The following is a 25,640-nucleotide window of genomic DNA, read 5'->3' as shown; positions in this document are numbered from 1 at the left end:
TCCTACCGGCAGCTGGACCAGCTCGAACGGCTCGCCGCCCAGCTGTCTCCACACCTGGGTGGTGCGGTCGCGGGCTGGACCACCATGGCGGGCTGCCTGGGCTGGCCCGTGCCCGCGGACCGGCCCCACACGACTCCGGCGCGCGGCGCGCGCACCCGCACTGATCATCCAGTCGACACACCAGTCCTCGACCGCGTACACCTGGGCCTTGGGCCTGTCACGCCAGCTGCCTGGCAGCGTCGTACTGACCCGGGACGGCGATGACTACTCGATGTTCCTGTTCTCCGCGTGCGTTCAGAACGCCATGAACGACTACCTCATCGATCGCGAGCTGCCCGCCCGCGGGACCATCTGCACCGACTGATCACTGCCGCGAATGCGCTGCCTGGCCGCTTCATCGTCATCCTGACCAAGCGCTCAGTACGTCGGTGGCCCAAGCGCGAAGGCGGTCCTCGTAGCCGTCAGCCGGGAAGGTGCCGTCGACCGCCACGTCCGCGATCGTGACGGTGAAGCCTCGCGGCGGCCCGACCAGCTCTGCCGACGCTGTCCGCTTGGCGCTTGGGGGACGGCGATGGGAATTGCGCCGTACCAAGCCCGCGGTGAATTCCCCGAGCCGCCCGCCGACGAAGGCACGCAGTGTCTCCAACCGTTGGTCGTCGCGCGGGATCCGCGTCGCCGTCTCGTGCTGGAGGACGTACGCCGCGACCACCGCGCCGTGCAACGGTCCCCACGGCGGCTGCCGGGAATGGTCGAGCGCCAGCAATGCGTGGAACAACTCCTCGTCGGTAGCCATCTGTTCAGTCTCCGTCAATGAGGTTTGGCACGCTTGGAGCATGAGTACGACAAAGCGCCGGGAGGCCGCCATTCGTGCTGACGATGAGGTCGTCCAGGACGACGTCGGGGCGCAGGCGGCCGGTGTTTTGGCGCGGCGGATCAGTTCGGGCGATCGGACCTGCGGCCCCACCAGCGAAGGGGACATCGCCCTCGCCCTGCACTGACAGCATGCGTGCGATATCGCGGTTGTTCTGACAGGGTCGGATCATGTGCTGCCACGAAACCATGACGCTCGATCTGCCGGCGGAGGTCATCGAGGCGCTGGCCCACTATCGGCGTCTGCGGGACCGCAACGGCTGGGACTGGGGCGATGAGGTCATGCCGGATATTTTCCGGTGGGCACGGTTCTCACTGATCGGGCCATTTTTTGAGGCCCTTGAACAGACCGGCGGAGACTCGGCGGCGGCGGTTCGGCAGTTGATCGGTGACCCAGGTTCCGGCCGGGATCGTGGTGGTCGGTGTGAGCGAGTCCGGGGTTCTCGCCGCGCGCTGTGGGCCGGCGCGCCCGGTGATCGCCGGCCACCGGCGACAGATCGATGTCATCGTGGATTCGGCTCTGGATCGGGAAATCACGCTTGCGGTGGCTGGCCAGGACGTGACGATCGCGCCGCGTGCCGCGGCTATTGTCGTCACAGACGTGGAAAATATTCTGGTCGTCCGGTTCGGCGGGGTGCAACTGGACGTGACGGATGCGGTACGTCCGTGCACGGCGGCCGAGCTGCGGCTCTCCGCCTCGCAATGTGCTCGCTGGTCGGTGACCGACTCGACTGGTGGCGCCTGGTTTCCGGACGACGTCCTGAAGAAATGGGACATCCATCATCGGCCGTTTTTCCATGCCGGCACCGTCACTCTTGGCGTCCCGGTCGATGACCTACGTGTCGTCTGTACGCGCGGGATGGAGTTTGACCGTACCGAAATCGAGGTTCGACCGGAGCCGGGCCAGACCGTACCGGTGGACTGTGAGCCGCACCGGCTGATCGATCCGGCGGCGGGCGGCTGGTACGGCGGCGATCTGCACGTTCACCAGAACTACAGTGGCGATCTGGTCTGTCATCCGCGGGATGCGGCCCGAATGCAGGTCGGCGAAGGTCTACATCTGATGAACCTGGTGGCCGGAAACTTCCATGGCGCACACGTCTACGACCGGGAAATGCTCGAATCCTTCGCCGGTGTCGACCTGCCCTGGTCGTCGAGTGACGCGGTGGCGAGGATGGGTGTGGAATACCGGAACAACCTGCTCGGACACGTCCATGGGCTCGGCGTGACCGCGCCGCCGAAAAAGTATTTCTCCGGTTTCGAAGGCACCGAGCACGCTGATGATTGGCCACCCAACAAGGCCGCGCGCGAGCGAGGAACTGCGGTCCCTTTCCGCGACCGTCGGATATGCGCATCCGTCGCATTCGGCATTTCCGCCGGACTGGTCGACCGACCAGTTCTTTGGCTACCCACGGTCGGTGGAGGCGCGCGAGCTCGTCGCGGACGCGGCGCTCGGTGTCGTCGACTCGGTGGACGTGTTGTCGCCGTTGATGCACGAAGGCGCGATTTTCCTTTACCACCGGCTGCTTTCCTGCGGTATCCGGCTCGCGGCCACGGCGGGTACGGACGTGTTTCTGTCCTTCTCGCACGGCCCGGTGGTAGCGTCCAACCCGCCCGGCTGGGCGCGGGTCTATGCCCATCTCGGCGACGAACAACTGTCGGTAGCCGCCTTTCAAACCGCCATTCGGGCCGGCCGTACGATCGTCACCAACGGTCCGTGGCTGACGTTCGCGGTCAATGGCCATGGCCCGGGCGACGTGCTGGATCTCGGATCTGGCGACCGGCTGACGATGACCGCGACCGTCACTGGTCCGGGCGTAAAGGAGCTGACGATCGTCGGACCGGACGGCGTATTGGCGGCTGGAGAATCCGGCGAGCTCACTTTCGAGTCCACAGTGGACAAGCCGGGCTGGTATGCCGCGATCGCCCGTGGCCCGAAGCACCTGGACGTGCTGGACAGCAGCGTGTTGGCGCATACATCGCCGATATACGTGGATATCGCCGGTCGTCGGGTCGCGCGACTGGCGGACGCCAGCTGGTGCCTGGATTTTCTCGACACATTGCAGGCGTTTGCCACTGAGCACGGCCACTTCGCGCCGGAGACACGCGACGAGCGCCTCGGTGAGTTGGTCGCGGTGTTGGATGACGCTCGTACCTATTACCGCACAGTCGCCGAAACCGCGAACCAATGACTTGTCGTACCCATGGGGAAAATGCTCTTACAGTAAGGGGTTTGAGTCGGTCCATCCTCCCCGTTTGCAGGGTCTGGGCCGCCGGGCGTGGTGGTGCCTGGCGGCCGGGTGTATTTATGCGGCGAGTTGGTTAATGCCGCGGATGGGTCTTCGTTCGGGGTCTCTGTACGCTGGCGGTATGAATTCGACGGTTCCGTCGATGATGCGTACTTCCCAGTCGCTGTGATGGATGAGGCGATGGCAGGCGTCGCAGAGAAGTACGCAGTTTTCTAGGCATGTATGGCCACCGTCGGCCCAGTGGACCACGTGGTGGCGGCGCGGCACCAGCGGGGTGGTCTGCCGCATTTGGCGCAGCCTTTGTCTCGCGCTATCAGCGCTTTGCGGAGTTGTATGGGGATGAGTCGTTCGGTGCGTCCGACATTGAGCGGTACGCTGTTGCGGCCCAGGATCATGGGGATGATGTCGGCTTCGCAGGCGAGGCGGCGGCCGGATTCGGGGGAGATGGCGGTGCCGGTGTGCGCGTATGCGACTCCGAGGCGTTCGCGGAGTAGTTCCCAGTCCATGGTGATGGTGATGGTGATGGTGATGGTGAGGTGGGGGCGTTCTTGTCCTTGGATGGGGAGTTTCCCGGAGTCCGCGATGAGGTTCAGCGCATCGGCGAGTGCGTCGCCATTGCGTTGGGAAACTGATCGTTGGTCGGGGCGGCCGTCTTCGGCGGGACGAGGTTTGGCTAGGGGGCTGAGGATCTCGCTGAACAGGGTGCCGGTTTCGCCGTCGAAGGAGCCGCTGAAGTTCAGCCGTCCGTCTCTCCCGGTGTGCAGGTTTAGTTCGCGCCTGGGTTTCTCGTTTTCGCGTTCGGTTCGGTGGTGCGGGGCCGTCGGGGTCGAGGTGGTCGTGGATGCGTTGGCCGAGTTCGACGAGCCGGCGGGCGGGGTAGCTTTTCGCGTGTTCCACCAGGGAAGTCTCTGCGTCTTCGCGTTCTTTGATGTTGACGCGGGCGGGGAGTTTGTTGACGATGCCGATGATGGTGTCGATTTGGGAGTCCGCGAGCTCGTCTCGACGCATGGATTCACTGACAATGCCAAGCTTGGGTGCGAGTGTTTCACCGGTGAGGGTTTCGCTGTTGCACAGGTTCAGGGCTCGTTTGAGACGTCGACCGGCTTCGGTGGGCGATAGCAGCAGGTTGTCTTGGAGCATGCCGATGCCGATGGTGGTTTCGTGCCCGAGAGCCTTCCCGACCTTGTTCTGGTGAATCGCCGCGACAATATCCAGCACCCGCGCTTGCCGGCGCCGGACGTCCTGTTCAGCTTCGCGCAGCAGGTCGGCCAGTTGCCGGGGGCGACACATCCAGAGCTCTGGAGTGGGGACTTCCTCGCCAGCGGCCATGACACTAATTCTACCGTCACCACTGACAGTTTGACCGCGTTTCGCCTATCAGGACATGCTCATTTTCTCAATGCCCCCAACAAAACGTAGAGCGTGCGCGTTCAAGGCCTAAGCACAACACAACCCGGCTATGTGTCGCTTCATCGTACGAGCGCGGTCCTGGCATGATACTGACATGGAACATGTGCTGGGAATTGGCGGATACTTCCTCCGGGCCACCGATCCGGCGGCGCTGGGTGCCTGGTATCGCGACTGCCTGGGCTTGGACACCGACGAGAACGGCATCTGGCGTCCGGAGGCCGGGGAGACGGTCTTCGCGACTTTTCGAGTCCGGGACAGACTATTTCGGTTCTCGCGACCAACGCACGATGCTCAACTTCCGGGTCCGTGACTTGGCCGCGATGCTCGCTCAGTTGCGCGCCAAGGGCGCGGACGTGGCCGAGGAAACTCAGGAGATGGAGGGTGTCGGGCAGTTCGGCTGGGTCACCGATCCGGAGGGCAATCGGCTCGAGCTGTGGCAACCCAGCTGACTTCTGGCTCCCGGGCTACGCCTGGAACCAGGAGCCTGTTGAACCAGATGCAGGGGAGTCGACAACGACAAGATCACCGGCGTACGGGATAGCGCAGGTGTACGGCGCGCTTGCCCTGAATGACGGTCGGATCCTCGAGCAGTTGGTGGCCGCCGGCCAGCGCGCCGAAATAGCGGATACCTTCCCCGAAAATGACCGGTGCGAGACTCACCCACACTTCGTCGACCAGGCCGAGTTCCAGCGCCTGCCGGGCGACCGTCGTGCTCGCGATGCAGACATTCTTGTCGCCGGCGATCTCCTTGGCTCGGTCGACGGCCGCCCCGACACCGTTGACGAAAGTCGCCCGGGGCCACTTGCCCGCGTCGGACGGCAGTGAGTGCGTCACGACCACGACCGGCGCGCCGACGGGGTGGTGGTCTCCCCCCAGCCGTTGGTGATGTCGAAAAGGTGCCGACCCGCGACCAGTACGCCGGTGTTCGCGATGATGTCGCTGAGCATTTCGGCGCTCGCCGGATCAAGGGCGAACCCGATTCCCTCGTTGCCGCTGGGCACCACCACCTCGCCGGCGTCGTACCACTCGAACAACTCCCCAACTTGGTCATCTGGCTGGGCGATATATCCGTCTAGCGACATCGTCATGTGGGTGAAGACCTTGCCCATGGAACCCTCCGGTGATCGTCGACAGTGGAACAGACTGCCACCGACCACAAAACTCATCGCGACGCGGCGCGCAGCAGCTGGAAGCCGGCGTGGTCGCGGAGTCGCTGGCCGGCCACCGACAGATTGGGGCAGAATCCGTGGTGCCACAGATGCCGGTACGCCCGGTGGCGGAGATCGTCGGCGTACCAACCGAAGGAGGAGCGATGGCACTCGCTGCCGGTAGTCATGTGACCACCGCGGACCGTGTACGTGAACTGATCGCCGACCATAAATACTTGGCGTTGGGCACCGCCGACGCGGACGGAACGCCGTGGGTTAGCCCCATTTTCTTTTCCCATCAGGACTGTCGCGAATTCTTCTGGGTCTCCGGACCGGACACCCGGCATTCCCGCAACATCGCTCTGCGTCCGCAGGTCAGCATGGCGATCTACGACTCGCGGGTACCCATCGGGCAGGCCGAAGCCGTGTACCTCAGCGCGCGAGCCACAAAAGTGCCCGACGACGAAATCGAGGAAGCGGCCGCGATCTACCACCGCCGACTTCCGCGCGAGAAACATTTCACCCTCGCTGAGCTGCGTGATTCAGGGCTTTACCGGCTCTATCGGGCAACCGCCCTCGAACATTCCGTCCTCGTACGCGCGGCGGCGCCACCGGCGCCGACTCTCGAGTCACCGTCGACCTCGGGTAGGTCAGGCAGGGGCTTCGCCGAACTCCGGGATGTCCAGGCGGACGCCGCCTTTGAGCGCTGACTGGTGCGCGATGATGCCCGGCAAGGTGTAGCGGGCCGAAACCCAGGCGTTGACTGGCGGCAACGATCGGGTGTTCACCGCCGTCACGAAATCGTCGGCGAGGAAATGATGGCTGCCTTCGTGGCCGTTGCCCGCGGTGGCGAATTCCGTGGGCAACCGCGACCGGTCGTGTACGGGTGCGGAGCCCGACGTGAAGGCGTCGCGCAGAGCGGGCGCGACGTGGGCGAGGGAGGGGTCGTTGACATCTCGTACGGCACTGGGCAAAAGCTGATCGGTGATGTCCTCGACGCCGTTCTTGTCCTGCCAGAGGCTGACTGTCGCCAACTGCTCCATGCTGCCCTCGGTGCCGAAGAACCGAAAACGGGATTCCCTGATGTGAGAGACGGATAGCCGACCCGGCGGAATTCGTTCGTACGAAAGGATCCGCCGCCGGCTACCTCGAAAAGTCCGGTGGCGTTGGAAAAGTCGTTCTCGAACATGCTGACTTTCTGGTCGAAGACGCCGTCGCCGCGCTGGTCCACGACACCGATCGCGGACACACTGGTCGCGTACGTCTGCCAGGCACCGAGAATGCCGCCGATGGAATGCGTCGGATACATCAGCGGCGGATAGCTCGCGGTTGACTTCCACTGCTCGCCGCCGCTGTATTGGTACGCCTCGTAAAATCCGAGATCCATGTCGTGGATGTAGTCGCCTTCGGCGTAGAAAAGCCGTCCGAACGCACCCGCCGCGACCTGGTTGCGGGCATGCACGGTCGCCGGGTTGTAGTGGCTGGTCTCGCCCATCATGTACGTCAGACCCGTGTCGCGTACGGCGTCGATGATGTCCGCGATCTCCTGTTCCGTCACCGCCATCGGCACCGCGGAATAGACGTGTTTGCCGGCCCGTAGTGCCCGTACGACCAGCGGGCCGTGCAACCAGCGTTGGGTGAAGATCGCCACCGCGTCGACCTCGGAGTCCAGCACCACGTCGAATGACGGCAAGGCCCCGGCCAAACCATGGTCGGCGACCAGTCGCTCGGCGCGCTCGGGCAACAGGTCGGTCGCGAAAATGTCGCCCACACCCGGATGTAGGCGCCACAGCCGCGCGAACTGGCCGGCGAACTGGCCAGCTCCAACGACAGCAAGAGAAAACACGCTGAGCTCCTCGCTGGGGAACGAATCGTGGACGCCCTTGACGCTAGGAGCCTATGATCCGCGAAGTCTTCAGCGATGAAAGCGAGAAGGTCTTGGATCCTCAGGTCGCGTCCGGGGGACTGGTCGGGTGGGCCGGCGAGCCGGCCGTGATGCATGCCGCCCACCAGCACGATGACCTGGAGCTCAACCTGGTGGCCGACGGCGGCACGATGCTCTACCTGTTCGGTGGCGTCCCGGTCGAGGTCGGGCCTGGCTGGCTGCTGGCCGCGTTCTGGGCCGCCGTGCCCCATCAGCTGGTGGCGAATTCCGCGACCCGCGCGCACTGGATCTACGTCCCGTTCGAGACGTTCCTGGGCTGGGGACTGCCGGATCAGCTGGTCACCCGCCTGCTGTCCGGCGTCCCGCTGGTGTCCGCGCCGGCGGCCGCCACCCCCACGGATCCGTCGCATTTCACCCAATGGGCTGCGGACCTGGCCAGCGCCGAGGTCGAGCGCCGGCAGATCGCGTTGCTGGAGGTCCAGGCGCGGGTCCGTCGCCTCGCGCTGGGTACGGTCGGCCAGCCCGTACGCCAGTATTCCGGGGCGGACCCGACGCTGCGCCAGGTCGTCGCGATGGTCCGGCACATCGCCGAACACTTCCGGGAGCCGCTCACGATCGCCGACATCGCCGCCGCCGTACGCCTGCATTCCAACTACGCGATGCCGCAGTTCCGCAAGGTCATGCACATGACGATCGGTGACTACCTGGTTCGGCGGCGGCTCGCCGAGGCCCGCCGCCTCCTGGTCACCACCGACCTACCGATCGAGCGGGTGGCCACTCGGTCGGGTTTTGGCTCTATCAGCCGCTTCTATACGGCGTTCACCACCACCTGCGGGATGCCGCCGGCGGCGTTTCGGCGGCACCATGATCCGGTCAGCTGACCAGAGTGTCGAACATCCCCGGCTGGTACGAACCCGCCGGCGTACGCACCATGACGTTGAGTCTGTTAGCCGCGTTGATCAGCGCGACCAGGCACAGCAGCGCGGCGGTCTCTGTCATCGTCGTAGTGCTTGCGTACCTGCGCCCAGGTCTCGTCGGACACGCCGACGTGGGCATCCGCGATCCGAGTGCCCTCCTCTGTGAGCGCCAGCGCGGCCCGCTCGGCGTCGGTGAACACAGTGGCCTCCCGCCAGGCGGCGACCAGGTGGAGCCGGACCGCGGTCTCGCCGGCGGCCGCCGCGCGTCCTTGGTGTGCATGTCGGTGCAGAAGCCACAGCCGTTGATCTGGCTGGCCCGCAGGCTGACCAGCGCCTGGGTCGACTTGGGCAGCGGCGACTGGCCGATGACCATGCTGGTGTTGGCGAACCGCTTGCCGAACTTGGCGGCGAGCTCGTTGTCGAACAGGTTGAATCGGGGGTCCATGACTCGTCCTCACTCGTGGTCTTTGTGTGCGGTGGACGAACATGAGATGCCGGCTGTTCGACGGTTGTGACGGTGACCTACGCCACTGTCACAAGACGCTGGTGCTCGGCGTCTGATGGGAAAGCGAAGGAGCCACTTATGGATGGGGCCACCGAGGCATTCGTTGAGCACCGCAATCTGCTGTTCACCGTCGCGTACGAGATGCTCGGCTCGGCCGCTGACGCCGAGGACGTCCTTCAGGAAACCTGGCTGCGCTGGGCCGGCGTCGATCTCGACACCGTCCGGAACCAGCGCGCGTACCTGGTCCGGATCACCACCCGGCAGGCGCTCGGACGGTTGCGGACGCTGGGTCGCCGCCGAAGGAGTCGTACGTCGGCCCGTGGCTGCCCGAGCCACTGCTGACCACCCCCGACGTGGCCGAGGACGTCGAGTTGGCGGACAGCCTTTCGATGGCGATGCTGCTGGTGCTGGAGACCCTCACGCCCACCGAGCGGGCGGTGTTCGTGCTGCGTGAGGTGTTCGGGCTGGGGTACGAGGAGATCGCCGAAGCGGTCGACAAGAACGCGGCTTCGGTTCGCCAGATCGCCCATCGGGCCCGCGAACACGTCGCCGCGCGCCGGCCGCGTGGGGCGGTTTCCCGGGCCGAGACCAAGGACGCGTTCGAGGCGTTCCAGCGGGCGGTGGAAACCGGCGATCTGCAACAGCTGCTGGACGTCCTCGCGCCCGACGACGTGGTTTTCCTGGGCGACGGTGGCGGCGTCGTACAGGCCGTACGCCTGCCGATTGTCGGCGCCGACAAGGTGGGCCGGCTGCTGGCGGCCGGGCTGGGGCGGATCGCCACCACGATGTCGCTGCGGCCGGCGCAGGTCAACGGTTGCCCGGCGCTGCTCCTGCACCTCGACGGCGAGATCGACACCGTCATCGCGGTACGTGTCGACGACGGACTCATCACCGGCCTTTACGCCGTACGCAATCCCGCCAAGCTGTCCCGAATGGAGCACGAGACGACCCTGAGCCGCTAAGCGCGTGTCGGGTGAGGCGGTACGGGTCAATGGGACTAATGGGATAAGGACAATTTGCCAGAAATCGGTACTAATGGGACGCTGACCTGGTCAAGGATATGGCTGTGAGCTGCGGTAAGCGTGTTTTGAGCGTGCGGCGGCCGACGTATCCAGACCGAGAACCAGGGAGGACCGATGGAAGGCACGGAACGAAAGCGGTGGCCCAGGATCGTCACGTCCATCACTGTGGTGGCCGGCGCGTCTGTGGTGCTGGCGGCACTCGTCGGCGCGGGAATGTCCCGCGCGGGAGCGGCGTACGACCCCTGCCCGCCACCCGGCGCGTGCCAGCCTTGCCCCGTACCACCACCGACTGACACGGCGGCTCCGGCGCCGACCGACAGCACCCCGGCGTCCGCGATGCCAAGGCTCCGGGACAGCGACGACCCGTCGGCGCCGCCGGTCAGCGCACCGCCAGCGCCGCCCGAGAGCGTTCCGCCGGTGAGTGCACCGCCGGTGAGTGCCCCACCCGTCTCGGCCCCGCCGGTCAGTGCTCCGCCCGTGAGTGCACCGCCGTCGGCCCCGGGCAGCCCGTGCCCGCCGGCCTCGCCGCCGCCACCGTCCACTTCGGACTCCCCGGCGCCGCCGCCGGCCACCGACTCGCCGGCACCTCCGCCGGCCAGCGACTCGGCGGCACCACTGCCGCCTGCCGCTCGATAGAAAATCCCCGCAGCGAGGGTGACGTTTGATTGCTCAAACGTCACCCTCGCCTTTTTTTTTGGAACATCACTGACTTTCGTACGCGTCAACCAGTTCCTGTAGCCGACCGAATGCCACCGCGCTCGCCATCGGATTGGCGTAGTCGCGAGAATGTGCGATCAGGCCGTCCCGGACTGTTATCACCATGATGTAGTCACCGCTCATCGGCTTCCCGGTCGCGGTGACTGTCCGGTGCATAGTGAATTCGGCGATGACGACCTCCGGATCGGCGGTCTCGTGGATTCGTACCGGGTCGATGCCATCAATCGTCCACAGGCCCTCGATCGTCTTGGTACGGGCCCGGAACTCCTCCCGGCCGCCGTCCGAAACCCGCGGAAAACCGGGCGGGGCAAAAGGTATCTCGATGACCACGTCTTCTGCGTAGAAATCGACGAGCTCGTCGTACGCGCCTCGGGCCGAGGCCTCGATGAATCGCTCGACGACCTTGCGGGGGCTGTTGTCAACCATGGGATCTCCTGAGAAAAGGTCGGAATCAGGCGGTGAGTGCCGGAAGTTTCTCGCCGGTGCTGACCGTGACGCCGTACGCCTCGAATTCGACCACGACGACCTGGGGGTCGCCGCCGTTGTGCTTATGTCTCTCCTCGTCCCCCGAAAATGCAAGCGGAACGTACGCCCCGCTTCTTCAAATATACGGAACGCTCGCCCCGTTTGTCAAAAGCCGAGAAAAGGGGATACTCGGGTGATGGCGAAAGAGACCGCGGTTGCCGCTGCCGCGCCGGAAACTGCGGCCCCCCCCCGATGCGAGCCGACGCTCGCCGCAACCGGCTCCGAGTGTTGGCGGCTGCCGAGGAGGTCTTCGCCGAACAGGGTCTCGCGGTGCCGCTGGACGAGATCGCCCGCCGGGCCGGCGTCGGCGCCGGCACCGTCTATCGGCATTTTCCCACCAAAGAGGCGCTTTTTGAGGCGGTCGTCGCCGAGCGGGTGCAGGGGCTGCTGGGGGACGGGGAGGCACTGCTGGCGACGCCGGACGCGGGCGCCGCTTTCTTCGAGTTCTTCACCCGCAAGATCGAGCAGGCATCGCTGAACAAGGCGTTGGTCGACGCGCTCGAGTTGTCCAGCGGTTACGGATTTCGCGGCGGGTCCGAGCAGATCTGGAAGGTCGCCGGCCAGTTGCTCCGGCGGGCTCAGGCCGCCGGCGCGGTTCGCCCTGACCTGGATCTGGACGACGTGTGGGCGCTGCTGTTTGGCTGCCTGCGAGCCAAAGACCAGCTGCCCGATCCGAGCCGGGTCGGACACCTGGTCACCGTCGTCACCGACGGAATGCGCGCGAAGGTTTAGCTCCGACCGCCCAGCACCCGGTCGAGATAGGCGTTGGTGAACAGTCCGGTCGGGTCGAGCTTGTCGCGCAGCGCGACGAACTCGTCGAACCGCGGATAGCGCTCACGCACCGCGGACGCGTCGAGGCTGTGCATTTTGCCCCAGTGCGGCCGGCCTTGCACCTGACCGGCAATCGCTTCCACCGCGCGAAAGTACGGCCAGAAGTCGGTGCCAATGGGCAGGTGGACGGCGACGTAGCCGCTCTCCCGGCCGGCGGCCGTGGACAGTGCGATGTTGTCCGCCGCGGCCACTCGCACCTCGATCGGGAACGGAATCCGCAGGCCGGTGCTCTCGATCATGGACCGGATTTCGGTGACCACAGCCGCCAAGTCGGCGCGCGGCACGGCGTACTCCATCTCCACGAACCGCACCCGGCGAGCCGAGACGAAGATCTCCGAGGAGTAGTCGGTGAACGTACGGGCGCCCAGCGCGCGAGCGGTGAGCTGGTTCAGCCGCGGAATGCCAGCTGGCACCCGCCGGGACAGCCCGATCACGCCGGCGAAGGCCACGTTCGAGAGCAGCTCGTCGTCCACCATGGTTTTCCAGCGTGGCAAAGGCGAAAGCGGGGTGTCGTACGGCAGCCGGGTGTTGCGTTTGGTCAGCGCCACCTCGGTGTGCGGGAACCAGTAGAACTCGAAATGGTCGGTCCCGTCGGCGAGCGCGTCCAGACCGGACAGCACCTCGTCTAGAGGCATTGGTCCTTCTTCCGCGCAAATCGCGAAAGCCGGCTCGGTCTGGAAAGTGACCGTCGAAATGAGTCCCAGCGCGCCGAGCCCGACCCGGGCGGCGGCGAAGACCTCTGGGTTTTCCTTGGCCGTACAGGTCAGCACGGTGCCGTCGGCCACCACCAGTTCCAGCCCGCGGATCTGGGTGGCGATCCCGCCGAAGGTGGCGCCGGTGCCGTGCGTACCAGTGGAGACCGCGCCGCTGACAGTTTGCTTGTCAATATCACCAAGATTGGTCATCGACAACCCGGCTTGGCGCAGGATCGCGTTGAGCGTACGGATAGTCATACCGGCCTCGACGGTCACCAGGCCGGTCGCGCGGTCCAGCGCGACGAGTCCGGCATGCCGGTCGAAAGCCACCTGATGGCCTTCCGGCCGCCCGATCGCGGTGAAGGAATGGCCGCTGCCGATCGCCTTCAGCCGGCCACCGCCGGACCGGACCCGCGCCACCGTCGCGGCTATTTCGGCCGTACCACGCGGATGGTGCACGGTCACGCCGGTGGCGCGCTGGTTGCCGGCCCAGTTGGACCAGCGGGAGATGGGTGAAGTCATCGAACGCTCCGGATCGGGATGACGGCGAGGGCACCGAGCAAGGTGACGACCGCGGCGAGCAGGAACATGCCGCGATATCCGCCGAGATAGGTGATGGCCACCCCGGCCACCGCGGGCGCGAGCACCTGCGGCGCGGAGTTGGCGATGTTGATGATGCCGAGATCTTTGGCGCGGTCCTTGGCAACCGGCAGCACCTGGGTGATCAGCGCCTGGTCGACGCTCAAGTACATCCCGAATCCGAGGCCCAGCACCAGTCCGGTGATCAGGGTGGCCGGCCAGGTCTGCCAGCCGACCACGATCAGCGATCCGATCACCTGGACGATCGAACACCCGAAGACGAAGACCTTGCGCCGGCCCAGCCGGTCGCTGATGGCGCCGCCGGTGATGCAGGTGAGCAGGATGCCGGCGCTGAAAGCGGCCGTGACAATGAGAAAACGGTCTGCGGATCGGGATAGTGCACGGCGTCGGTGAGGAAGTAGAGAATGTAGAGCGTCATCATGAAGTTGCCGAGCTGGACCAGGAAACGGCACGCCCAGGCCCAGGCGAAGTCCGGGTACGCTCGCGGGCTCACCCAGAAGCCGCGCAGAAATCGGCTCAGGGACCAGGCCGGCCGAGCCTGCGGGGGCAGCGGATCATCCTTGGTCAGCAACACAAACGGCAGCGCCAGCGCGATCAACAGAACGGCCAGCGCGGCGTACGCGGCAGATTGGCTGGCAATAAGGACAGTGACCAGCGCGATGCCGATCAGTGGGCCGATCACCTGCGGCAGGCTGGCCCACGCCGACACCAGGCCACGCTGTTCGGCCGGCACCCGGTCTGGCACCGCCGCGGTCAGCGTCGCGGTCATCGCGTTCAGGCAGAGTTGCACGGCCATCCAACAAATCGCGACGCCCAGCACGCTGGTTTGCAGGCCCACCAACACCACCGCGATCGCGCCGGTGATCATCGAGCACAGGGTCCACGGATGCCGGCGGCCAAAGCGGGAGACCGTACGGTCCGACAGCGCGCCGAAAAGCGGGTTGGCCACCACCGACACCGCGGCGCCCGCGCCGGTCACCCAGCTCAGCGCGATCACCTTGCCGGTCGGGTCCAGCGCGGCGATCTGGTTGGGCAGCAGGATTTCCACCGGCGTGAGGAAGGCCAGCCACAGCCCCACATTGGACAGTGACAGCAGGGCGATCCACAGCCGGGACACCCGGACTTTCGGCTCGGTCAACGCCACCGGATGATCGGCGAGTGGCACCGGTTGTACGGCGCTCACGAGGTCGCCTCGGATTGCTGCTTGATCAGATCTCGGTACCACTGGTAAGAGGCTTTGGGGGTGCGCTTGGCGGTTTCGAAGTTCACCTGCACCAGGCCAAAGCGTTTGGCGAAGCCCTCGGCCCACTCGAAGTTGTCCAGCAGTGACCACACCATCAGGCCGCGTACGTCCACACCGGCCTCGACCGCGTCGGCGACCGCGGCCACATGCGCGCGCAGGAAGGCGATCCGCTCGGTGTCGTCACAAAAGTCTTCGGCGTCCGGCTTGTCGTCGTAGGCCGCGCCGGTTTCGGTGACGTACAAGGGCGGCAGGGCCTGTTGGTAGCGCTCTCGCAACATCTGCAGAGTGTCCCGCATCCCGACCGGCGCCACCGGCCAACCGGACGCGGTGTGCTCGTACCCGGGCGGATCTGTCAGTCGAAATGGCAGTGGGTCGCCGTCCTGCGGTGCGCCGGCACCAAGGACGGTGTAGTAGTTGACGCCCAAATAGTCCAGCGGGGTGGCGATTTCCTGCAGGTCGCCGGGCCGTACCAGGGCGCCGTGCGGGTCCATCCCGAACGCTTCCAGCCCGGCCGGATATCCGCCGAGCAGCACCGGATCGGTGAAAAGCCGGTTTTGGATCGCATCCAGCGCGGAAACGGCGGGGCCGTCGGCCGGGTCCGTGGATGCCGGTCGTACGGGTGCATAGCTGTTGATAAGGCCGACCTGCCGGGCGCCAGTGGTCCGCAGCGCCTGCGCGGCGAGGCCGTGGCCAAGCAGAAGATGGTGTGCCACCGAGAAAGCCTCGTCGCCGGTCAGCGTCTGGCCGGGCGCGTGCAGGCCGATCACGTGGCCCAGCGCGAAATGTTCGAACGGCTCGTTCATGGTCGCCCAGCGGCTCACCCGGTCGGCCAGCGCGGTGCCGATTTCCAGGGCGTAGTCGGCGAAAGCGTAAGCGGTGTCGCGAGCGGTCCAGCCGCCCGCGTCCTGCAGGTCCTGCGGCAGATCCCAGTGAAAGAGCGCGATCACCGGGTCGATTCCGGCGGCGAGCAACGCGTCGACAAGACGGTCATAGAAAGCGAGTCCTCGCGGATTGCCCGTACCACGACCGCCCGGAATCACCCGGGACCAGGAAATCGAGAACCGGTACGAGTGGACGCCGAGCCCGGCCAGCAGATCGAGGTCGTCCCGCCACCGGTGGTAGTGGTCGCAACCGGGGTCGGCGAGGTCGCCGCCGGCGATCCGGCCGGGCTCCGCGGCGAAGGTGTCCCACACCGATGGCGTGCGGCCGTCGGCGTCGCTCGCCCCCTCGATCTGGTACGCGGACGTGGCCACGCCCCAGTCGAAGTCCGCCGGCAGGCGGCCCGGTCCGTTGGCTGTCACAGTGGCTCTCAACAGGGCATCCTCTCGCCGCGATGCCGGCAAGTGTGAATGGGTCAACCGTCTTAGTCAAGTGTCCGAAACGCTTGACTAAGACGGTTGGCCGACCGCATTCTGGGATCCTGCGACGGACGAGGAGGCCCCCGTGGTACGAATCCCGGCCGAGGAGCGGCGGCGCCAGCTGGTCGCCGCCGCCTTCCGGGTGATGGCCGCCGACGGCGTCGGCGCGGCCACCACCCGGGCCATCGCCGCCGAGGCAGGCATGCCACTTTCCAGTTTCCACTACTGTTTCCGGTCCAAGAACGAGCTGCTCGGTGAGCTCGCGGAGCAGATGGTGGCCCGCGAGGTGCGGGCCGCGGCCGACGTGCTGACGCCCGAAGACGGTCTTGAGGTGACCATTCGCGGCGCACTCCGGGCGTATTGGCAGCTGGTCGAGGAAGCCCCTGGAGAGCATCAGGTGCTGTACGAGCTGACTCAGGTCGCGCTGCGTACGCCCGGGCTGGAGGACCTGGCTCAGCGGCAGTACGCGCGGTATCAGGCCGGCTGCCGGGAGATGATCGAGCGGATCGGAGTCGCGTGCGAGGTCGAGTCGAGTGGCTGCTGCCTTTGGACGTACTGGCCCGGATGTTGGTGACGTTGCTGGACGGACTGACGCTGAATTGGCTGGTGGACCGGGACTCCGCGCAGGCCCTCGCGGTGCTGGACGCGAGCGCGGACCAGTTCGCCGCGCTCAGCCGGGCGAACCGACTGGCACCGTCGACGCGGGCCGCTCGGCCGGCCCGTCGAGAACGTCGCCGGCCGGCCGCGGCGGGCCGGGCGTGACGATGACTGTTACTTCTCCCGCAATCCCGTCCCGCAGCTCAGCCGCGCCATCCTGGACGAGGCCACCGCTGGTCTCGCGCCCCCCTTCGCGGTGGTGGATGTGCCGTCGTTGCGGGCAAACGCGGCCGACTTGGTCCGCAGGGCCGCCGGCCGGCCGATCCGGGTGGCCAGCAAATCGGTGCGCTGCCGGGACATCCTGCGCCAGGTGCTGGCGATCGACGGTTTCGCCGGGATTCTGTCGTACTCGCTGGCCGAATCGCTGTGGCTGGCAGCGGATTTCGATGACGTGGTGGTGGCCTACCCGACCACCGACGCGGGATCGTTGCGGCGGCTGGCGATGGACGCGAGGCTGGCTGCCCGCGTCACATTGATGGTCGACAGCACCGAGCACCTGGACCTGATCGAGGCCGCGGTCGCCGGGATTTCCGGGCCACCGCTGCGGTTGTGCCTGGACCTGGACGCCTCCCTGCGGCTCGCCGGTGGCCGGGTGCACCTGGGCACCCGGCGCTCCCCGGTGCACAGCGTCGCCTCCGCTGTCACGCTGGCCCGCAAAATCGTGGACCGGCCGCGATTCCGGTTGGTCGGCATCATGTCGTACGAAGGGCAGATCGCCGGCCTGGGCGACCGGCCGCCGGGCAATCCCTTGCGTGGCCTCGCGATCCGGGCCGTGCAGGCGGCGTCCGCGGCCGAGCTGATGCAGCGCCGGGCCGCGGTGGTGGCGGCCGTGGCGGTGCTCGCCGACCTGGAATTCGTCAACGGTGGCGGCACCGGCAGTGTCGAGCGGACCGTACGGGAGTCTGCGATCACCGAGGTGGCCGCCGGGTCCGGCCTCTACGCGCCGCGACTTTTCGATGAATACCGGGCCTTCAAGCCTTATCCGTCAGCGCTGTTCGCGCTCGCGGTGACCCGCCGGCCGGCGGCCGGCATCGTCACCGTCGGCGGCGCCGGTTGGATCGCGTCCGGCCCGCAGTTGCCGAACCGGGTGCCGGCGCCGGTTTTCCCAGCCGGGCTGCGGATGATCGACTCCGAGGGCGCCGGCGAAGTGCAGACGCCCTTGCGCGGCGCTGCAGCCGACTCGCTGCGGGTGGGGGAGCGGGTCTGGTTCCGGCACGGCAAGGCCGGCGAACTTTGCGAGCACGTCAACGATCTGCACCTCATCGACGGCGGCCGGATTGTCGACACGGTGCCGACCTATCGCGGCGAAGGTCAGGCTTTCGGGTAGACGTAAGGCTGTGCGGGCAGGTGCAGTGCGGGCAGGTCCAGCGCGAGCTTGAACGCGGTGGCGATTTCCTGGTCCGGCGGAGAAGTGCTCATGTCACTACGGCAGCTGGCCTCCGGGCTTTCTACAGACCGGAAAGTCGGTGGCCGGCTCGTACGACCGAGACGGCGTGCCGGTCGCCGGGGCGGCGGCCGAGGCGCTCGATCGGGCCGGAAATGCTGACCGCGGCGATCACCCGGCCACCGCGGTCCCGAATCGGCGCGGACACGCTGGCCACTCCCGGCTCCCGCTCGCCGGCGGGCGGCCCAGCCGCGGCGGCGCACTTCGGCGAGCGTACGGCCGGAAAACCGGGCCCGTGGCAGCAGCGGCAGCACCGATTCCGGCGGTTCCCAGGCGAGCAGAATCTGCGCCGCCGAGCCAGCTGTCATCGGCAGCCCGGCACCCACCGGAACGGTGTCCCGCAGCCCGCTGGACCGCTCGGCGGCGGCCACGCACGCAGATGCGTTCTTCGGCGCGGCGCAGGTAAAGCTGCGCGCTTTCGCCGGTCGCGTCCCGCAAAGCGGTCAACACCGGACCAGCGGCATTGAGCAGCACGTCGGGCGCGGAATTCGCCAACTCGCCGAGCCGCGGTCCCGGCCGCCACCGGCCCTGCGCGTCCCGAATCAACAGCCGGTGCACCTCCAACGCCTGCGCGAGCCGGTGCGCCGTCGCCCGCGGAAGACCACTGCGATCGACGAGTTCGGCGAGGCTGGCGCCGTCCACGGTGGCGGCCAGAATGGCGACCGCTTTGTCCAGAACGCCGACGCCACTGGCGATCGATCGGCCGACCGACCTGCCCGTACCGTCCGCGTTGGCAGGCGCACTGCCATTACCGGCGATGCCGGAGGTCGCTGTTCCGCTGGTAGTCTGTCCCACAGTACGAAATTATCATCCCACTATGCAGGATGACAAGCTGTGCACGATGACAAGACAGACGGGAATTGGCATGGGACGCACCCTCGCCCAGAAAGTCTGGGACAGCCACGTGGTTCGGTCCGCCGCTGGCGAGCCGGATCTGCTCTACATCGATCTTCACCTTCTCCATGAGGTGACCAGTCCGCAGGCGTTCGACGGGCTGCGGATGGCCGGCCGTCCGTTGCGCCGTGCGGATCTCACCGTCGCCACTGAGGACCACAATGTCCCCACTGTCGATTTCGACCAGCCGATCGCGGACCCGGTGAGTCGTACGCAGGTGGAGACGCTTCGGCGCAACTGCGAGGAATTCGGGGTGCCGCTCTATCCACTCGGCGACGCCGAGCAGGGCATCGTGCATGTGATTGGCCCGCAGTTGGGCTTGACGCAGCCCGGAATGACCGTGGTTTGTGGAGATAGTCACACTTCCACCCACGGCGCTTTCGGCGCGCTCGCCTTCGGGATCGGCACCAGCGAGGTCGAGCACGTGCTCGCCACCCAGACTTTGTCGCTGAAGCCCTTCAAAACGATGGCCGTCGAGGTTTCCGGTTCGCTGGCCGAGGGCGTCACCGCGAAGGACGTCATTCTCGCCTTGATCGCCAAGATCGGCACCGGCGGCGGCCAGGGATATGTCCTGGAATACCGCGGCGACGCGATCCGGTCGTTGTCCATGGAAGGCCGGATGACGGTCTGCAACATGAGCATCGAGGCCGGTGCGCGGGCCGGCATGATCGCCCCGGATGACACCACCTTCGACTATCTGCAGGGCCGCCGGCACGTGGCGCGAGGCGAGGATTGGGACGCCGCGGTGAAAGCGTGGCGCGAGCTGGCCACCGATGTGGGACGCCGTTTTCGATGAGGTGGTGGAACTCGACGCGTCCGTGCTCACCCCGTATGTCACCTGGGGCACCAATCCCGGGCAGGGCCTGCCGCTGGGCGGGACGGTGCCCGATCCGGAGTCTTTCAGTGATCCCTCGGCCCGTTCCTCGGCCGAGCGGGCGCTGGCGTACATGGACCTCACTCCCGGCACCCCGCTCCGGGACATTTCCGTCGACACGGTTTTCCTCGGCTCCTGCACGAATGGCCGCATCGAGGACCTGCGGGCCGCGGCCGCGGTGATCCGTGGGCACAAGGTCGCCGACAGCGTGAGAATGCTGGTCGTACCAGGCTCGGCGCGAGTGCGGCTGCAGGCTGAAGAAGAAGGACTGCACGACATCTTTACCGCGGCCGGCGCCCAATGGCGTGGCGCCGGTTGTTCGATGTGCCTCGGTATGAACCCGGACCAACTGGCTCCGGGGGAGCGCTCGGCGTCCACGTCGAACCGGAATTTCGAGGGCCGGCGGCAGGGCAAGGGTGGCCGTACGCACCTGGTGTCGCCCTTGGTGGCGGCCGCCACCGCGGTAACCGGGCACCTGAGCGCCCCGGCGGATCTGGAGGACTGAGCGATGGAAAAGATCACCGTGCACACCGGGCGGGCCGTACCGCTGCTTCGGTCCAATGTCGACACTGACCAGATCATCCCGGCGGTCTACCTGAAGCGGGTCACCCGGACCGGCTTCGCCGACGGGCTGTTCTCGGCCTGGCGCAACGATCCCACCTTTGTGTTGAACGACGAGCGCTACTCGGGCGCCTCGATTCTGGTCGCCGGCTCCGATTTCGGCACCGGCTCGTCTCGTGAGCACGCGGTCTGGGCGCTCATGGACTACGGCTTCCGGGTGGTGCTCTCGTCCCGGTTCGCCGACATCTTCCGTGGCAATTCAGGCAAGGCCGGTCTGCTGGCCGCCGTGCTGCACCAGAAGCACATCGAGCAACTGCAGAACGATCTCGTCGATGAGCCCGAGACTGAGGTCACTGTGGACCTGGCTGCCCGCGAGGTGCGGTGGGGTTCTGAGGGCGTGCCCTTTGAAATCGACGACTACACCCGCTGGCGGCTGATGGAGGGGATCGACGACATCGGCCTTTCGCTGCGGCACGTGGACGAGATCGACGCGTACGAACGAAACCGGCCGTCCTATCTGCCCCGGACGACCGTCGACGCCTGACCTCATCGGCTCCAGATGGTGCCCTGCCCGCGAAAGCGGCAGGGCACCTTCGCGTTTTCGGCGCCGCGTTTTGTCGGTCGGGACAGCGGCGGATCGCCGGGTCGGCGTCCGTCGGTCGGGCAGTCGCGGACGCCGAATCGGCCCGGTTGGGGGGATCTGAGGCCGCTGACACGGCCGCGACACGCCAGGACTGGAAAAATTTTTCCGTGGCACTTGGGGCGCGGTCGCGGCGCCGGTCCGATGGCTGTTCAAGGTTGGCCGTCGAGGGCATCGCCGGTGGTCCGGCCACTTTCCTTGCTTAGTCGATTTTCCTTGTATGGTAATGATCCTGGGGCATGACTGGAACGCCCCGGCCGGTCTTTTGGGCCCTCGCAGGGTCACCGGAGCGTGCGCCCCGGTTTGCCAGTAAGGGCCCCGATCGGGCCCGCCGAGGCCCCCCAAACCGTTGCTGAGCAACGACTTCCGGCCGGCAAATATTTGTGTCTTTGGCGCTTTGGCCTTACGGTTCCCCGGTGAGCGGCCTCGATGGGGCCGGTATGTACCCTGGAGGGGACAATGGTTAACAAGGCCGAGTTCATTGAGGCGCTGACGACGCGCTTCGATGACCGCAAGACCGCGGCGAATGCTCTGGAGCAGATCGTCGACGAGATCCAGCGCACCGTGGCCAAGGGCGACCGGGTGGCGATCACCGGTTTCGGTGTGTTCGAGAAGCGCGTTCGCGCGGCCCGTACCGCCCGCAACCCGCGCACCGGCGAATCGGTGAAGGTCAAGAAGACCGCCGTTCCGGCTTTTCCGTCGGGCACTGGCTTCAAGACCGTGGTGGCCGACCCGAAGAAGCTGCCGAAGACCCCCGGCGCGAAGGCGACCACCAAGGCCACCGCCGTTGGTGCGAGCCGCGGACCGGCGCCGGTCGCGAAGAAGGCCGCCCCGGCCAAGAAGGCCGCTCCGGCCAAGAAGGCCGCCGCGACCAAGGCCACCGCCGCGAAGAAGGCTCCGGCCAAGAAGGCTCCGGCCAAGAAGGCCCCGGCCCGCAAGCGGTAACTCACCGCCGTAAAACGCAAACGCCGGACCGACCCACTGGGTCGGCCCGGCGTTTGCGTGAGTCACCAAAAAACTCTTGGCAATAGCTGCCTTTCCCGGCACGGTTCGGCCGTGTTTAGCCCGCTTCAGCCTAGCGGTCCTTTCACTGCCCGCCACGCTTTGTGGTTAGGACTTCTCCGGCTTCAGAGTCCGGTAGTAGTCGGCGGCGATCAGGCGGCGGCCGGTGAAGCTCAGTGCCCACACACTTCCCTTGCGGGACGGCACATCTTCGAGTGCTATGCCGTCGGCAGCGGCCAGTTCGGCGACCGTGTCGGGAATAAGCCCGCCCTGGCTGCAAATCGCCACCGGCTCGCCGGCCATCGCGAGAGCGCGTACGAGTTCGCCAGCACGCGTCGAGTTCCGGGCGTGCCGCTCCTCACCGAAATCGTCGTCGACGACCACCGGCAGCCCGAGCACTGTCGCAAGTGGACGGATGGTCTCCACGCATCGGACTTTGTCGGCCGAGATCACCCGTCGCGGGCCAAAAACATGGCAACACGGTGGCCGCGCGCTTCGCCTGCCGGTGTCCGGTCGGGTCGAGCGGTCGCAGGTCGTCGGTGCCGCGCCACTGGGTCCGGTCGCCGGCGCTGCCGTGTCGTACGAGCAAAATCGTGGTGGTGTCCGGCTCGGCTTGCGCGAAGGCGGCGAGCACGGCCCGGTCGTGCCGGTACGAGACCGCGTCGGTCGCTTTCTCGACGGTCAGCCACCTCAGCTCGTCGACCTCGTCATTGGCCTGGAAATCGCCGTCAGCGGCGCGCATGGCCCAATAGTCGACGACCTTGCGGGCGATTTTCTCGCTGATCGACACCGGATATTCGGTACGAACCAGCCGCCGGCCAAGCGTCGGCGTGATGCCGGTCTCCTCGAGGACTTCCCGATATCCGGCGGTGAGGGAATGCTCGCCGGTGGCCAGCTTTCCCTTAGGCAGCGACCAGTCGTCGTAGCGCGGGCGGTGGACGAGGGCGATGACGGTGGCACCGCTGGGATCGCGGCGCCACAGCACCCCGCCGGCGGCGCGTAACTCGGGTCGCGGGCTCACTTGGCCACCATACGTCCAGCCGTGCCGCTCAGCCTGACCGAGGGCCACCGCAACGCCGGGCCGCGACAATGACGAACAGTGGCACCACAAAGTCGCGCAGGGTGGCTCTGAGCGGGCGTGGTGGCCGTACTGGAGCCGGCCGCCATCGTTGCGGTGATGGGCAAAGTCACCTCAGTCCGCGCGAGATGCGGTGCGGTGCAACAGTTCCTCCTGCGGATCGTGCAGCGGTTCGCCGCCCGGCCCGGTGCGCTGGCGCCACGTGTTGTCCGGCAGCAGGTCGAAACCACCGGTGTCCGCGGCCAGCAGCAGCTCGAAAATGTCGCCCAGGCGCTTGCGGGCGGTGGTGTCGGTGACCTGTACGAGGTCTTCCACCCGCCGGTCCAGGTTGCGGTGCATCAGGTCCGCTGAGCCGATCCAGAACTCCTGGCGGTAGGTCGATCGGTCCGGGCGGTCGGCACTTTCGGCCGGATTCGAGCCGTTCCCGAATCGCAGCACCCGGGAGTGTTCCAGGAATCGGCCGAGCACCGAGCGAACGGTGATGTTGTCGCTCAGCCCCCCGGGCACGCCGGCGCGCAGCGCGCAGATTCCGCGAATGAGCAGATCGATGCGTACGCCGGCTTGCGAAGCCCGTAGAGCGCGTCGATGATCTGTTCGTCCACAATGGAGTTGGCCTTGATCTGGATCAGTCCCGGCCGGCCGGCTTTCACGTGGCTGACCTCACGTTCGACCCGCCGGATAATGCCCGAACGGATGCCGTAGGGCGCGACCATCAGCGAGCGGTAGTGGGTCTGCCGGGAATATCCGGTCAGTACGTTGAAAAGGTCGGTGAGGTCGGCGCAGACCGCCGGATCCGCGGTGAACAGCCCCAGATCCTCGTAAAGTCGGGCCGTCTTGGGGTTGTAGTTCCCGGTGCCCACGTGTGCGTAGCGACGGATTTGCGAGCCCTCCTGGCGTACCACCAGGCAGACCTTGCAATGCGTTTTGAGGCCCACCAAGCCATAGACGACATGGCAGCCGGAGCGCTCCAGGGTTTTCGCCCAGGCGATGTTGGCCTGTTCGTCGAACCTGGCTTTCACCTCGACCAGCACGACCACCTGCTTGCCAGCCTCGGCGGCGTCGATCAGCGAGTCGACGATCGGGGAATCTCCGGACGTACGGTAAAGAGTCTGTTTGATCGCCAGCACATTCGGGTCGGCCGCGGCCTGCTCGATGAAACGCTGGACGCTGGTGGAGAAGGACTCGTACGGATGGTGCACGAGCACGTCGCCGTCCCGCAGGGTGGCGAAAACGCTGCGCGGCGTCTCGCCCTCGGCGAACCGCGGATGGGTGGCCGGCACGAAGGGTTTGTCTTTCAGATCCGGCCGATCGATGCCGTAGATCTGCCACAATGCCGTCAAATCCAGCAAACCGGGGACCCGCTGCACGTCCGCGGCGCTCACGTCCAGCTCTCGTACGAGCAGATCCAGGATCCGCTCGGTCATCGTCTCCTCGACCTCCAGGCGGACCGCCGGGCCGAACCGGCGGCGGGCCAGTTCTCTTTCCAACGCCTGCAAAAGGTCCTCGTCGCGGTCTTCCTCGACCTCCAGGTCGGCGTTGCGGGTGACCCGGAACACGTGCTGTTCGGCGACCTCCATGCCCTCGAAAAGCTGCGAGAGGTGCGCGGCGATGATGTCCTCCAGCGGCAGGAATCCGCCGTCCGTGACACTCACGAACCGGGGCACGTTGTTGGGCACCTTGACTCGCGCGAACCGCTCGATGCCGTCATCGGGATCCCGTACGGTCACCGCGAGATTCAACGACCGCCCGGAAATGTAGGGGAACGGGTGCGCCGGGTCGACCGCCAGTGGCGTTAGCAGCGGGAAAACCTGCTCGCGGAAATACGTGTGCAGGCGGTCCTGTTCGCTGGCGTCGAGGTCCTCCCACCGGACCAGTCGGACGCCTTCGGTTTCCAGCGCGGTCTGCACCTCGGTGGTGAAACAGGTGGCGTGCCGGGACGCGAGGTCCCGCACCTCGACCGAAATCCGTTCCAGTTGCTCGCGCGGCGAGAGTCCGTCGGGGGAGCGGACCGACAGCCCGGTCGACTGGCGGCGCTTGAGCCCAGCCACCCGAACCATGTAGAACTCGTCCAGGTTGGACGCGAAGATCGCCAGGAACTTGGCCCGCTCCAGCAGTGGGGTGTGTCCGGCATCTCGGCCAGCCGCAGCACCCGGGCGTTGAAGTCGAGCCAGGACAGCTCCCGGTTGATGAACCGGTCGTCGGGCAGCGGTGCCGGCGCAGGCCGGGTCGGCTGTTCGGGGCGGTCGGTCGGCTCGGCGGCCTGGTCAGCGGTCTGATCCGTAGTCGTACTCACGGCGGCCATCATCCCCCGACTTGGTGAACACCACACCATCAAGTCGCGAACGCTTCGGCCGCCGTCAGCGGCGTAAGTCACGTCCGCGATGATGGGGGACCCCACGCCGACTTGTTCAGGAGGATGCCGCATGTCCCATGTCAGACCGGAATCGAGCGCAGCCAGGTCCGGTCGGCGATGGATCGTGATGGCGGCGATCGCGGTCGTCGCGGTGATAGCCGT

At 66.6% G+C, this 25,640-nt stretch carries 29 protein-coding genes and 7 pseudogenes; 15 read left to right on the top strand and 21 right to left on the bottom strand.

Annotation, left to right across the window (positions count from 1 at the left end; translation table 11 throughout):
• Positions 1-58: 58 nt before the first annotated feature.
• Positions 59-364 (top strand): alpha/beta hydrolase, encoded by a 306-nt coding sequence (locus GNX96_RS18985; protein WP_313885702.1) that lies wholly within the window; start codon positions 59-61, stop codon positions 362-364.
• Between the two features lie 36 nt (positions 365-400).
• On the opposite strand, the gene GNX96_RS18980 is transcribed toward GNX96_RS18985, so the two are convergent.
• Positions 401-793, bottom strand: a complete 393-nt coding sequence (locus GNX96_RS18980) for a DUF5946 family protein (RefSeq protein WP_163569105.1) — start codon at positions 791-793, stop codon at positions 401-403.
• Positions 794-833: 40 nt separating this feature from the next.
• On the opposite strand from GNX96_RS18980, the gene GNX96_RS18975 reads away from it, so the two are divergent.
• A complete protein-coding gene (locus tag GNX96_RS18975) occupies positions 834-998 on the top strand; it encodes a hypothetical protein (protein WP_163569104.1) in 165 nt (54 codons plus the stop codon).
• A gap of 184 nt (positions 999-1,182) precedes the next feature.
• On the opposite strand, the gene GNX96_RS18970 is transcribed toward GNX96_RS18975, so the two are convergent.
• The 3 genes from GNX96_RS18970 to GNX96_RS53105 form a co-directional block, all read right to left on the bottom strand.
• A complete protein-coding gene (locus GNX96_RS18970) occupies positions 1,183-1,377 on the bottom strand; it encodes a hypothetical protein (protein ID WP_163569103.1) in 195 nt (64 codons plus the stop codon).
• A gap of 328 nt (positions 1,378-1,705) precedes the next feature.
• Complete coding sequence (locus tag GNX96_RS18965) at positions 1,706-1,888, bottom strand: hypothetical protein (RefSeq protein WP_163569102.1); 183 nt, start codon at positions 1,886-1,888, stop codon at positions 1,706-1,708.
• Between the two features lie 83 nt (positions 1,889-1,971).
• On the bottom strand, positions 1,972-2,139 hold the full coding sequence (locus tag GNX96_RS53105; RefSeq protein ID WP_279580799.1) for a hypothetical protein: 168 nt from the start codon (positions 2,137-2,139) through the stop codon (positions 1,972-1,974).
• A gap of 11 nt (positions 2,140-2,150) precedes the next feature.
• Between GNX96_RS53105 and GNX96_RS18960 the strand changes: the two genes are divergently transcribed.
• Positions 2,151-3,062 (top strand): CehA/McbA family metallohydrolase, encoded by a 912-nt coding sequence (locus GNX96_RS18960; protein ID WP_163569101.1) that lies wholly within the window; start codon positions 2,151-2,153, stop codon positions 3,060-3,062.
• A 114-nt stretch (positions 3,063-3,176) separates the two neighbouring features.
• On the opposite strand, the gene GNX96_RS64040 is transcribed toward GNX96_RS18960, so the two are convergent.
• From GNX96_RS64040 to GNX96_RS64035, 3 genes and pseudogenes are all read right to left on the bottom strand, one after another.
• Positions 3,177-3,407, bottom strand: coding sequence for an HNH endonuclease signature motif containing protein (locus GNX96_RS64040; protein WP_163569162.1), 231 nt, complete (start codon positions 3,405-3,407; stop codon positions 3,177-3,179).
• A pseudogene (locus tag GNX96_RS18950) lies at positions 3,332-3,910 on the bottom strand (DUF222 domain-containing protein); the annotation flags it as partial. The gene GNX96_RS64040 and the pseudogene GNX96_RS18950, both read right to left, overlap by 76 nt.
• 73 nt (positions 3,911-3,983) lie before the next feature.
• A pseudogene (locus GNX96_RS64035) lies at positions 3,984-4,337 on the bottom strand (DUF222 domain-containing protein); the annotation flags it as partial.
• On the opposite strand from GNX96_RS64035, the gene GNX96_RS53100 reads away from it, so the two are divergent.
• Positions 4,251-4,538, top strand: coding sequence for a hypothetical protein (locus tag GNX96_RS53100; RefSeq protein ID WP_279580798.1), 288 nt, complete (start codon positions 4,251-4,253; stop codon positions 4,536-4,538). The pseudogene GNX96_RS64035 and the gene GNX96_RS53100 overlap by 87 nt on opposite strands.
• A 74-nt stretch (positions 4,539-4,612) precedes the next feature.
• The gene (locus GNX96_RS18940; RefSeq protein ID WP_313885701.1) at positions 4,613-4,978 is read left to right on the top strand and encodes a VOC family protein; all 366 of its coding nucleotides are present in this window, start codon (positions 4,613-4,615) and stop codon (positions 4,976-4,978) included.
• 73 nt (positions 4,979-5,051) lie between these two features.
• Here the strand turns inward: GNX96_RS18940 and GNX96_RS53095 are convergent, their stop codons facing one another.
• Together GNX96_RS53095 and GNX96_RS53090 are read right to left on the bottom strand one after the other, a co-directional pair.
• Positions 5,052-5,363: a dihydrofolate reductase family protein gene (locus GNX96_RS53095; RefSeq protein WP_279580796.1), complete on the bottom strand. Its 312-nt coding sequence runs from the start codon at positions 5,361-5,363 to the stop codon at positions 5,052-5,054.
• On the bottom strand, positions 5,360-5,638 hold the full coding sequence (locus GNX96_RS53090; RefSeq protein WP_279580795.1) for a hypothetical protein: 279 nt from the start codon (positions 5,636-5,638) through the stop codon (positions 5,360-5,362). Before GNX96_RS53090 ends, GNX96_RS53095 begins: the two co-directional genes overlap by 4 nt.
• 11 nt (positions 5,639-5,649) lie before the next feature.
• Here GNX96_RS53090 and GNX96_RS18930 point away from each other — a divergent pair, with 11 nt between their 5' ends.
• Positions 5,650-6,387, top strand: a complete 738-nt coding sequence (locus tag GNX96_RS18930; protein ID WP_163569099.1) for a pyridoxamine 5'-phosphate oxidase family protein — start codon at positions 5,650-5,652, stop codon at positions 6,385-6,387.
• 83 nt (positions 6,388-6,470) lie between these two features.
• Here the strand turns inward: GNX96_RS18930 and GNX96_RS18925 are convergent, their stop codons facing one another.
• Entirely contained in the window at positions 6,471-7,523 is a 1,053-nt protein-coding gene (locus tag GNX96_RS18925; RefSeq protein WP_279580794.1) for a Gfo/Idh/MocA family protein, read from the bottom strand.
• A 53-nt stretch (positions 7,524-7,576) separates the two neighbouring features.
• On the opposite strand from GNX96_RS18925, the gene GNX96_RS18920 reads away from it, so the two are divergent.
• Entirely contained in the window at positions 7,577-8,443 is an 867-nt protein-coding gene (locus GNX96_RS18920; protein WP_163569098.1) for a helix-turn-helix domain-containing protein, read from the top strand.
• On the opposite strand, the pseudogene GNX96_RS18915 reads toward GNX96_RS18920, so the two are convergent.
• Positions 8,436-8,924, bottom strand: a pseudogene (locus GNX96_RS18915) (carboxymuconolactone decarboxylase family protein). The gene GNX96_RS18920 and the pseudogene GNX96_RS18915 sit on opposite strands and share 8 nt — an antisense overlap.
• A gap of 138 nt (positions 8,925-9,062) precedes the next feature.
• On the opposite strand from GNX96_RS18915, the pseudogene GNX96_RS18910 reads away from it, so the two are divergent.
• Positions 9,063-9,946: pseudogene (locus GNX96_RS18910) on the top strand (RNA polymerase sigma-70 factor).
• 35 nt (positions 9,947-9,981) lie between these two features.
• Here the strand turns inward: GNX96_RS18910 and GNX96_RS18905 are convergent.
• Entirely contained in the window at positions 9,982-10,686 is a 705-nt protein-coding gene (locus GNX96_RS18905; protein ID WP_163569097.1) for a hypothetical protein, read from the bottom strand.
• Between the two features lie 22 nt (positions 10,687-10,708).
• Positions 10,709-11,149, bottom strand: a complete 441-nt coding sequence (locus tag GNX96_RS18900; RefSeq protein ID WP_163569096.1) for a nuclear transport factor 2 family protein — start codon at positions 11,147-11,149, stop codon at positions 10,709-10,711.
• Positions 11,150-11,440: 291 nt separating this feature from the next.
• On the opposite strand from GNX96_RS18900, the gene GNX96_RS18895 reads away from it, so the two are divergent.
• Complete coding sequence (locus GNX96_RS18895) at positions 11,441-11,980, top strand: TetR/AcrR family transcriptional regulator (RefSeq protein WP_163569095.1); 540 nt, start codon at positions 11,441-11,443, stop codon at positions 11,978-11,980.
• Here GNX96_RS18895 and GNX96_RS18890 read toward each other — a convergent pair.
• From GNX96_RS18890 to GNX96_RS18880, 4 genes are read right to left on the bottom strand one after another with little or no spacing between them, the layout of a single operon-like run.
• On the bottom strand, positions 11,977-13,296 hold the full coding sequence (locus GNX96_RS18890; protein WP_279580792.1) for a D-arabinono-1,4-lactone oxidase: 1,320 nt from the start codon (positions 13,294-13,296) through the stop codon (positions 11,977-11,979). The genes GNX96_RS18895 and GNX96_RS18890 overlap by 4 nt on opposite strands.
• Positions 13,293-13,724, bottom strand: a complete 432-nt coding sequence (locus tag GNX96_RS53085; RefSeq protein ID WP_279580834.1) for an MFS transporter — start codon at positions 13,722-13,724, stop codon at positions 13,293-13,295. Before GNX96_RS53085 ends, GNX96_RS18890 begins: the two co-directional genes overlap by 4 nt.
• Complete coding sequence (locus GNX96_RS18885; RefSeq protein WP_279580791.1) at positions 13,607-14,557, bottom strand: MFS transporter; 951 nt, start codon at positions 14,555-14,557, stop codon at positions 13,607-13,609. The genes GNX96_RS53085 and GNX96_RS18885 overlap by 118 nt, the downstream gene beginning before the upstream one ends.
• Positions 14,554-15,930: a GH1 family beta-glucosidase gene (locus GNX96_RS18880; protein ID WP_279580790.1), complete on the bottom strand. Its 1,377-nt coding sequence runs from the start codon at positions 15,928-15,930 to the stop codon at positions 14,554-14,556. The genes GNX96_RS18885 and GNX96_RS18880 overlap by 4 nt, the downstream gene beginning before the upstream one ends.
• Positions 15,931-16,060: 130 nt before the next feature.
• Between GNX96_RS18880 and GNX96_RS18875 the strand changes: the two genes are divergently transcribed.
• The 3 genes from GNX96_RS18875 (at position 16,061) to GNX96_RS18865 (ending at position 17,959) form a co-directional block, all read left to right on the top strand.
• Entirely contained in the window at positions 16,061-16,549 is a 489-nt protein-coding gene (locus GNX96_RS18875) for a TetR/AcrR family transcriptional regulator (RefSeq protein WP_163569094.1), read from the top strand.
• A complete protein-coding gene (locus GNX96_RS18870) occupies positions 16,522-16,737 on the top strand; it encodes a hypothetical protein (protein WP_163569093.1) in 216 nt (71 codons plus the stop codon). The genes GNX96_RS18875 and GNX96_RS18870 overlap by 28 nt, the downstream gene beginning before the upstream one ends.
• 91 nt (positions 16,738-16,828) lie before the next feature.
• A complete protein-coding gene (locus GNX96_RS18865) occupies positions 16,829-17,959 on the top strand; it encodes a type III PLP-dependent enzyme domain-containing protein (protein WP_279580789.1) in 1,131 nt (376 codons plus the stop codon).
• A gap of 121 nt (positions 17,960-18,080) precedes the next feature.
• On the opposite strand, the pseudogene GNX96_RS18860 reads toward GNX96_RS18865, so the two are convergent.
• Positions 18,081-18,772: pseudogene (locus GNX96_RS18860) on the bottom strand (IclR family transcriptional regulator).
• Between the two features lie 169 nt (positions 18,773-18,941).
• On the opposite strand from GNX96_RS18860, the pseudogene leuC reads away from it, so the two are divergent.
• The 3 genes and pseudogenes from leuC (at position 18,942) to GNX96_RS18845 (ending at position 21,990) form a co-directional block, all read left to right on the top strand.
• Positions 18,942-20,349 (top strand): annotated as a pseudogene (gene leuC, locus GNX96_RS18855) (3-isopropylmalate dehydratase large subunit).
• A gap of 3 nt (positions 20,350-20,352) precedes the next feature.
• Positions 20,353-20,949 carry a 3-isopropylmalate dehydratase small subunit gene (gene leuD / locus GNX96_RS18850; RefSeq protein WP_163569092.1) on the top strand — a complete coding sequence of 199 codons (597 nt, stop codon included), beginning with the start codon at positions 20,353-20,355 and terminating at the stop codon, positions 20,947-20,949.
• A gap of 555 nt (positions 20,950-21,504) precedes the next feature.
• The gene (locus GNX96_RS18845; protein WP_163569091.1) at positions 21,505-21,990 is read left to right on the top strand and encodes an HU family DNA-binding protein; all 486 of its coding nucleotides are present in this window, start codon (positions 21,505-21,507) and stop codon (positions 21,988-21,990) included.
• Between the two features lie 165 nt (positions 21,991-22,155).
• On the opposite strand, the gene GNX96_RS53080 is transcribed toward GNX96_RS18845, so the two are convergent.
• The 3 genes and pseudogenes from GNX96_RS53080 to GNX96_RS18835 form a co-directional block, all read right to left on the bottom strand.
• Positions 22,156-22,446 (bottom strand): hypothetical protein, encoded by a 291-nt coding sequence (locus GNX96_RS53080; RefSeq protein WP_279580788.1) that lies wholly within the window; start codon positions 22,444-22,446, stop codon positions 22,156-22,158.
• Positions 22,406-23,068 carry an NUDIX hydrolase gene (locus GNX96_RS18840; protein WP_279580787.1) on the bottom strand — a complete coding sequence of 221 codons (663 nt, stop codon included), beginning with the start codon at positions 23,066-23,068 and terminating at the stop codon, positions 22,406-22,408. The genes GNX96_RS53080 and GNX96_RS18840 overlap by 41 nt, the downstream gene beginning before the upstream one ends.
• 171 nt (positions 23,069-23,239) lie before the next feature.
• Positions 23,240-25,427, bottom strand: a pseudogene (locus tag GNX96_RS18835) (RNA degradosome polyphosphate kinase).
• Between the last annotated feature and the right edge of the window lie 213 nt (positions 25,428-25,640).

This window comes from Fodinicola feengrottensis (assembly GCF_010993775.1).
Classification (GTDB): domain Bacteria; phylum Actinomycetota; class Actinomycetes; order Mycobacteriales; family HKI-0501; genus Fodinicola; species Fodinicola feengrottensis.
The sequence above is the reverse complement of the archived record's forward strand: the minus strand, read 5'-3'. Positions and strand labels throughout refer to the sequence as shown.

Excerpts from the sequence above, each read along its gene's own strand:
- GNX96_RS18980 (WP_163569105.1), bottom strand. The coding sequence starts at position 793 with ATGGCTACCGACGAGGAGTTGTTCCACGCATTGCTGGCGCTCGACCAT.
- GNX96_RS18975 (WP_163569104.1), top strand. The coding sequence starts at position 834 with ATGAGTACGACAAAGCGCCGGGAGGCCGCCATTCGTGCTGACGATGAG.
- GNX96_RS18970 (WP_163569103.1), bottom strand. The coding sequence starts at position 1,377 with ATGACATCGATCTGTCGCCGGTGGCCGGCGATCACCGGGCGCGCCGGC.
- GNX96_RS18965 (WP_163569102.1), bottom strand. The coding sequence starts at position 1,888 with ATGACAGACCAGATCGCCACTGTAGTTCTGGTGAACGTGCAGATCGCC.
- GNX96_RS18960 (WP_163569101.1), top strand. The coding sequence starts at position 2,151 with ATGATTGGCCACCCAACAAGGCCGCGCGCGAGCGAGGAACTGCGGTCC.
- GNX96_RS64040 (WP_163569162.1), bottom strand. The coding sequence starts at position 3,407 with ATGCGGCAGACCACCCCGCTGGTGCCGCGCCGCCACCACGTGGTCCAC.
- GNX96_RS18940 (WP_313885701.1), top strand. The coding sequence starts at position 4,613 with ATGATACTGACATGGAACATGTGCTGGGAATTGGCGGATACTTCCTCC.
- GNX96_RS53090 (WP_279580795.1), bottom strand. The coding sequence starts at position 5,638 with ATGGGCAAGGTCTTCACCCACATGACGATGTCGCTAGACGGATATATC.
- GNX96_RS18920 (WP_163569098.1), top strand. The coding sequence starts at position 7,577 with ATGATCCGCGAAGTCTTCAGCGATGAAAGCGAGAAGGTCTTGGATCCT.
- GNX96_RS18900 (WP_163569096.1), bottom strand. The coding sequence starts at position 11,149 with ATGGTTGACAACAGCCCCCGCAAGGTCGTCGAGCGATTCATCGAGGCC.
- GNX96_RS18895 (WP_163569095.1), top strand. The coding sequence starts at position 11,441 with ATGCGAGCCGACGCTCGCCGCAACCGGCTCCGAGTGTTGGCGGCTGCC.
- GNX96_RS18890 (WP_279580792.1), bottom strand. The coding sequence starts at position 13,296 with ATGACTTCACCCATCTCCCGCTGGTCCAACTGGGCCGGCAACCAGCGC.
- leuD (WP_163569092.1), top strand. The coding sequence starts at position 20,353 with ATGGAAAAGATCACCGTGCACACCGGGCGGGCCGTACCGCTGCTTCGG.
- GNX96_RS18845 (WP_163569091.1), top strand. The coding sequence starts at position 21,505 with ATGGTTAACAAGGCCGAGTTCATTGAGGCGCTGACGACGCGCTTCGAT.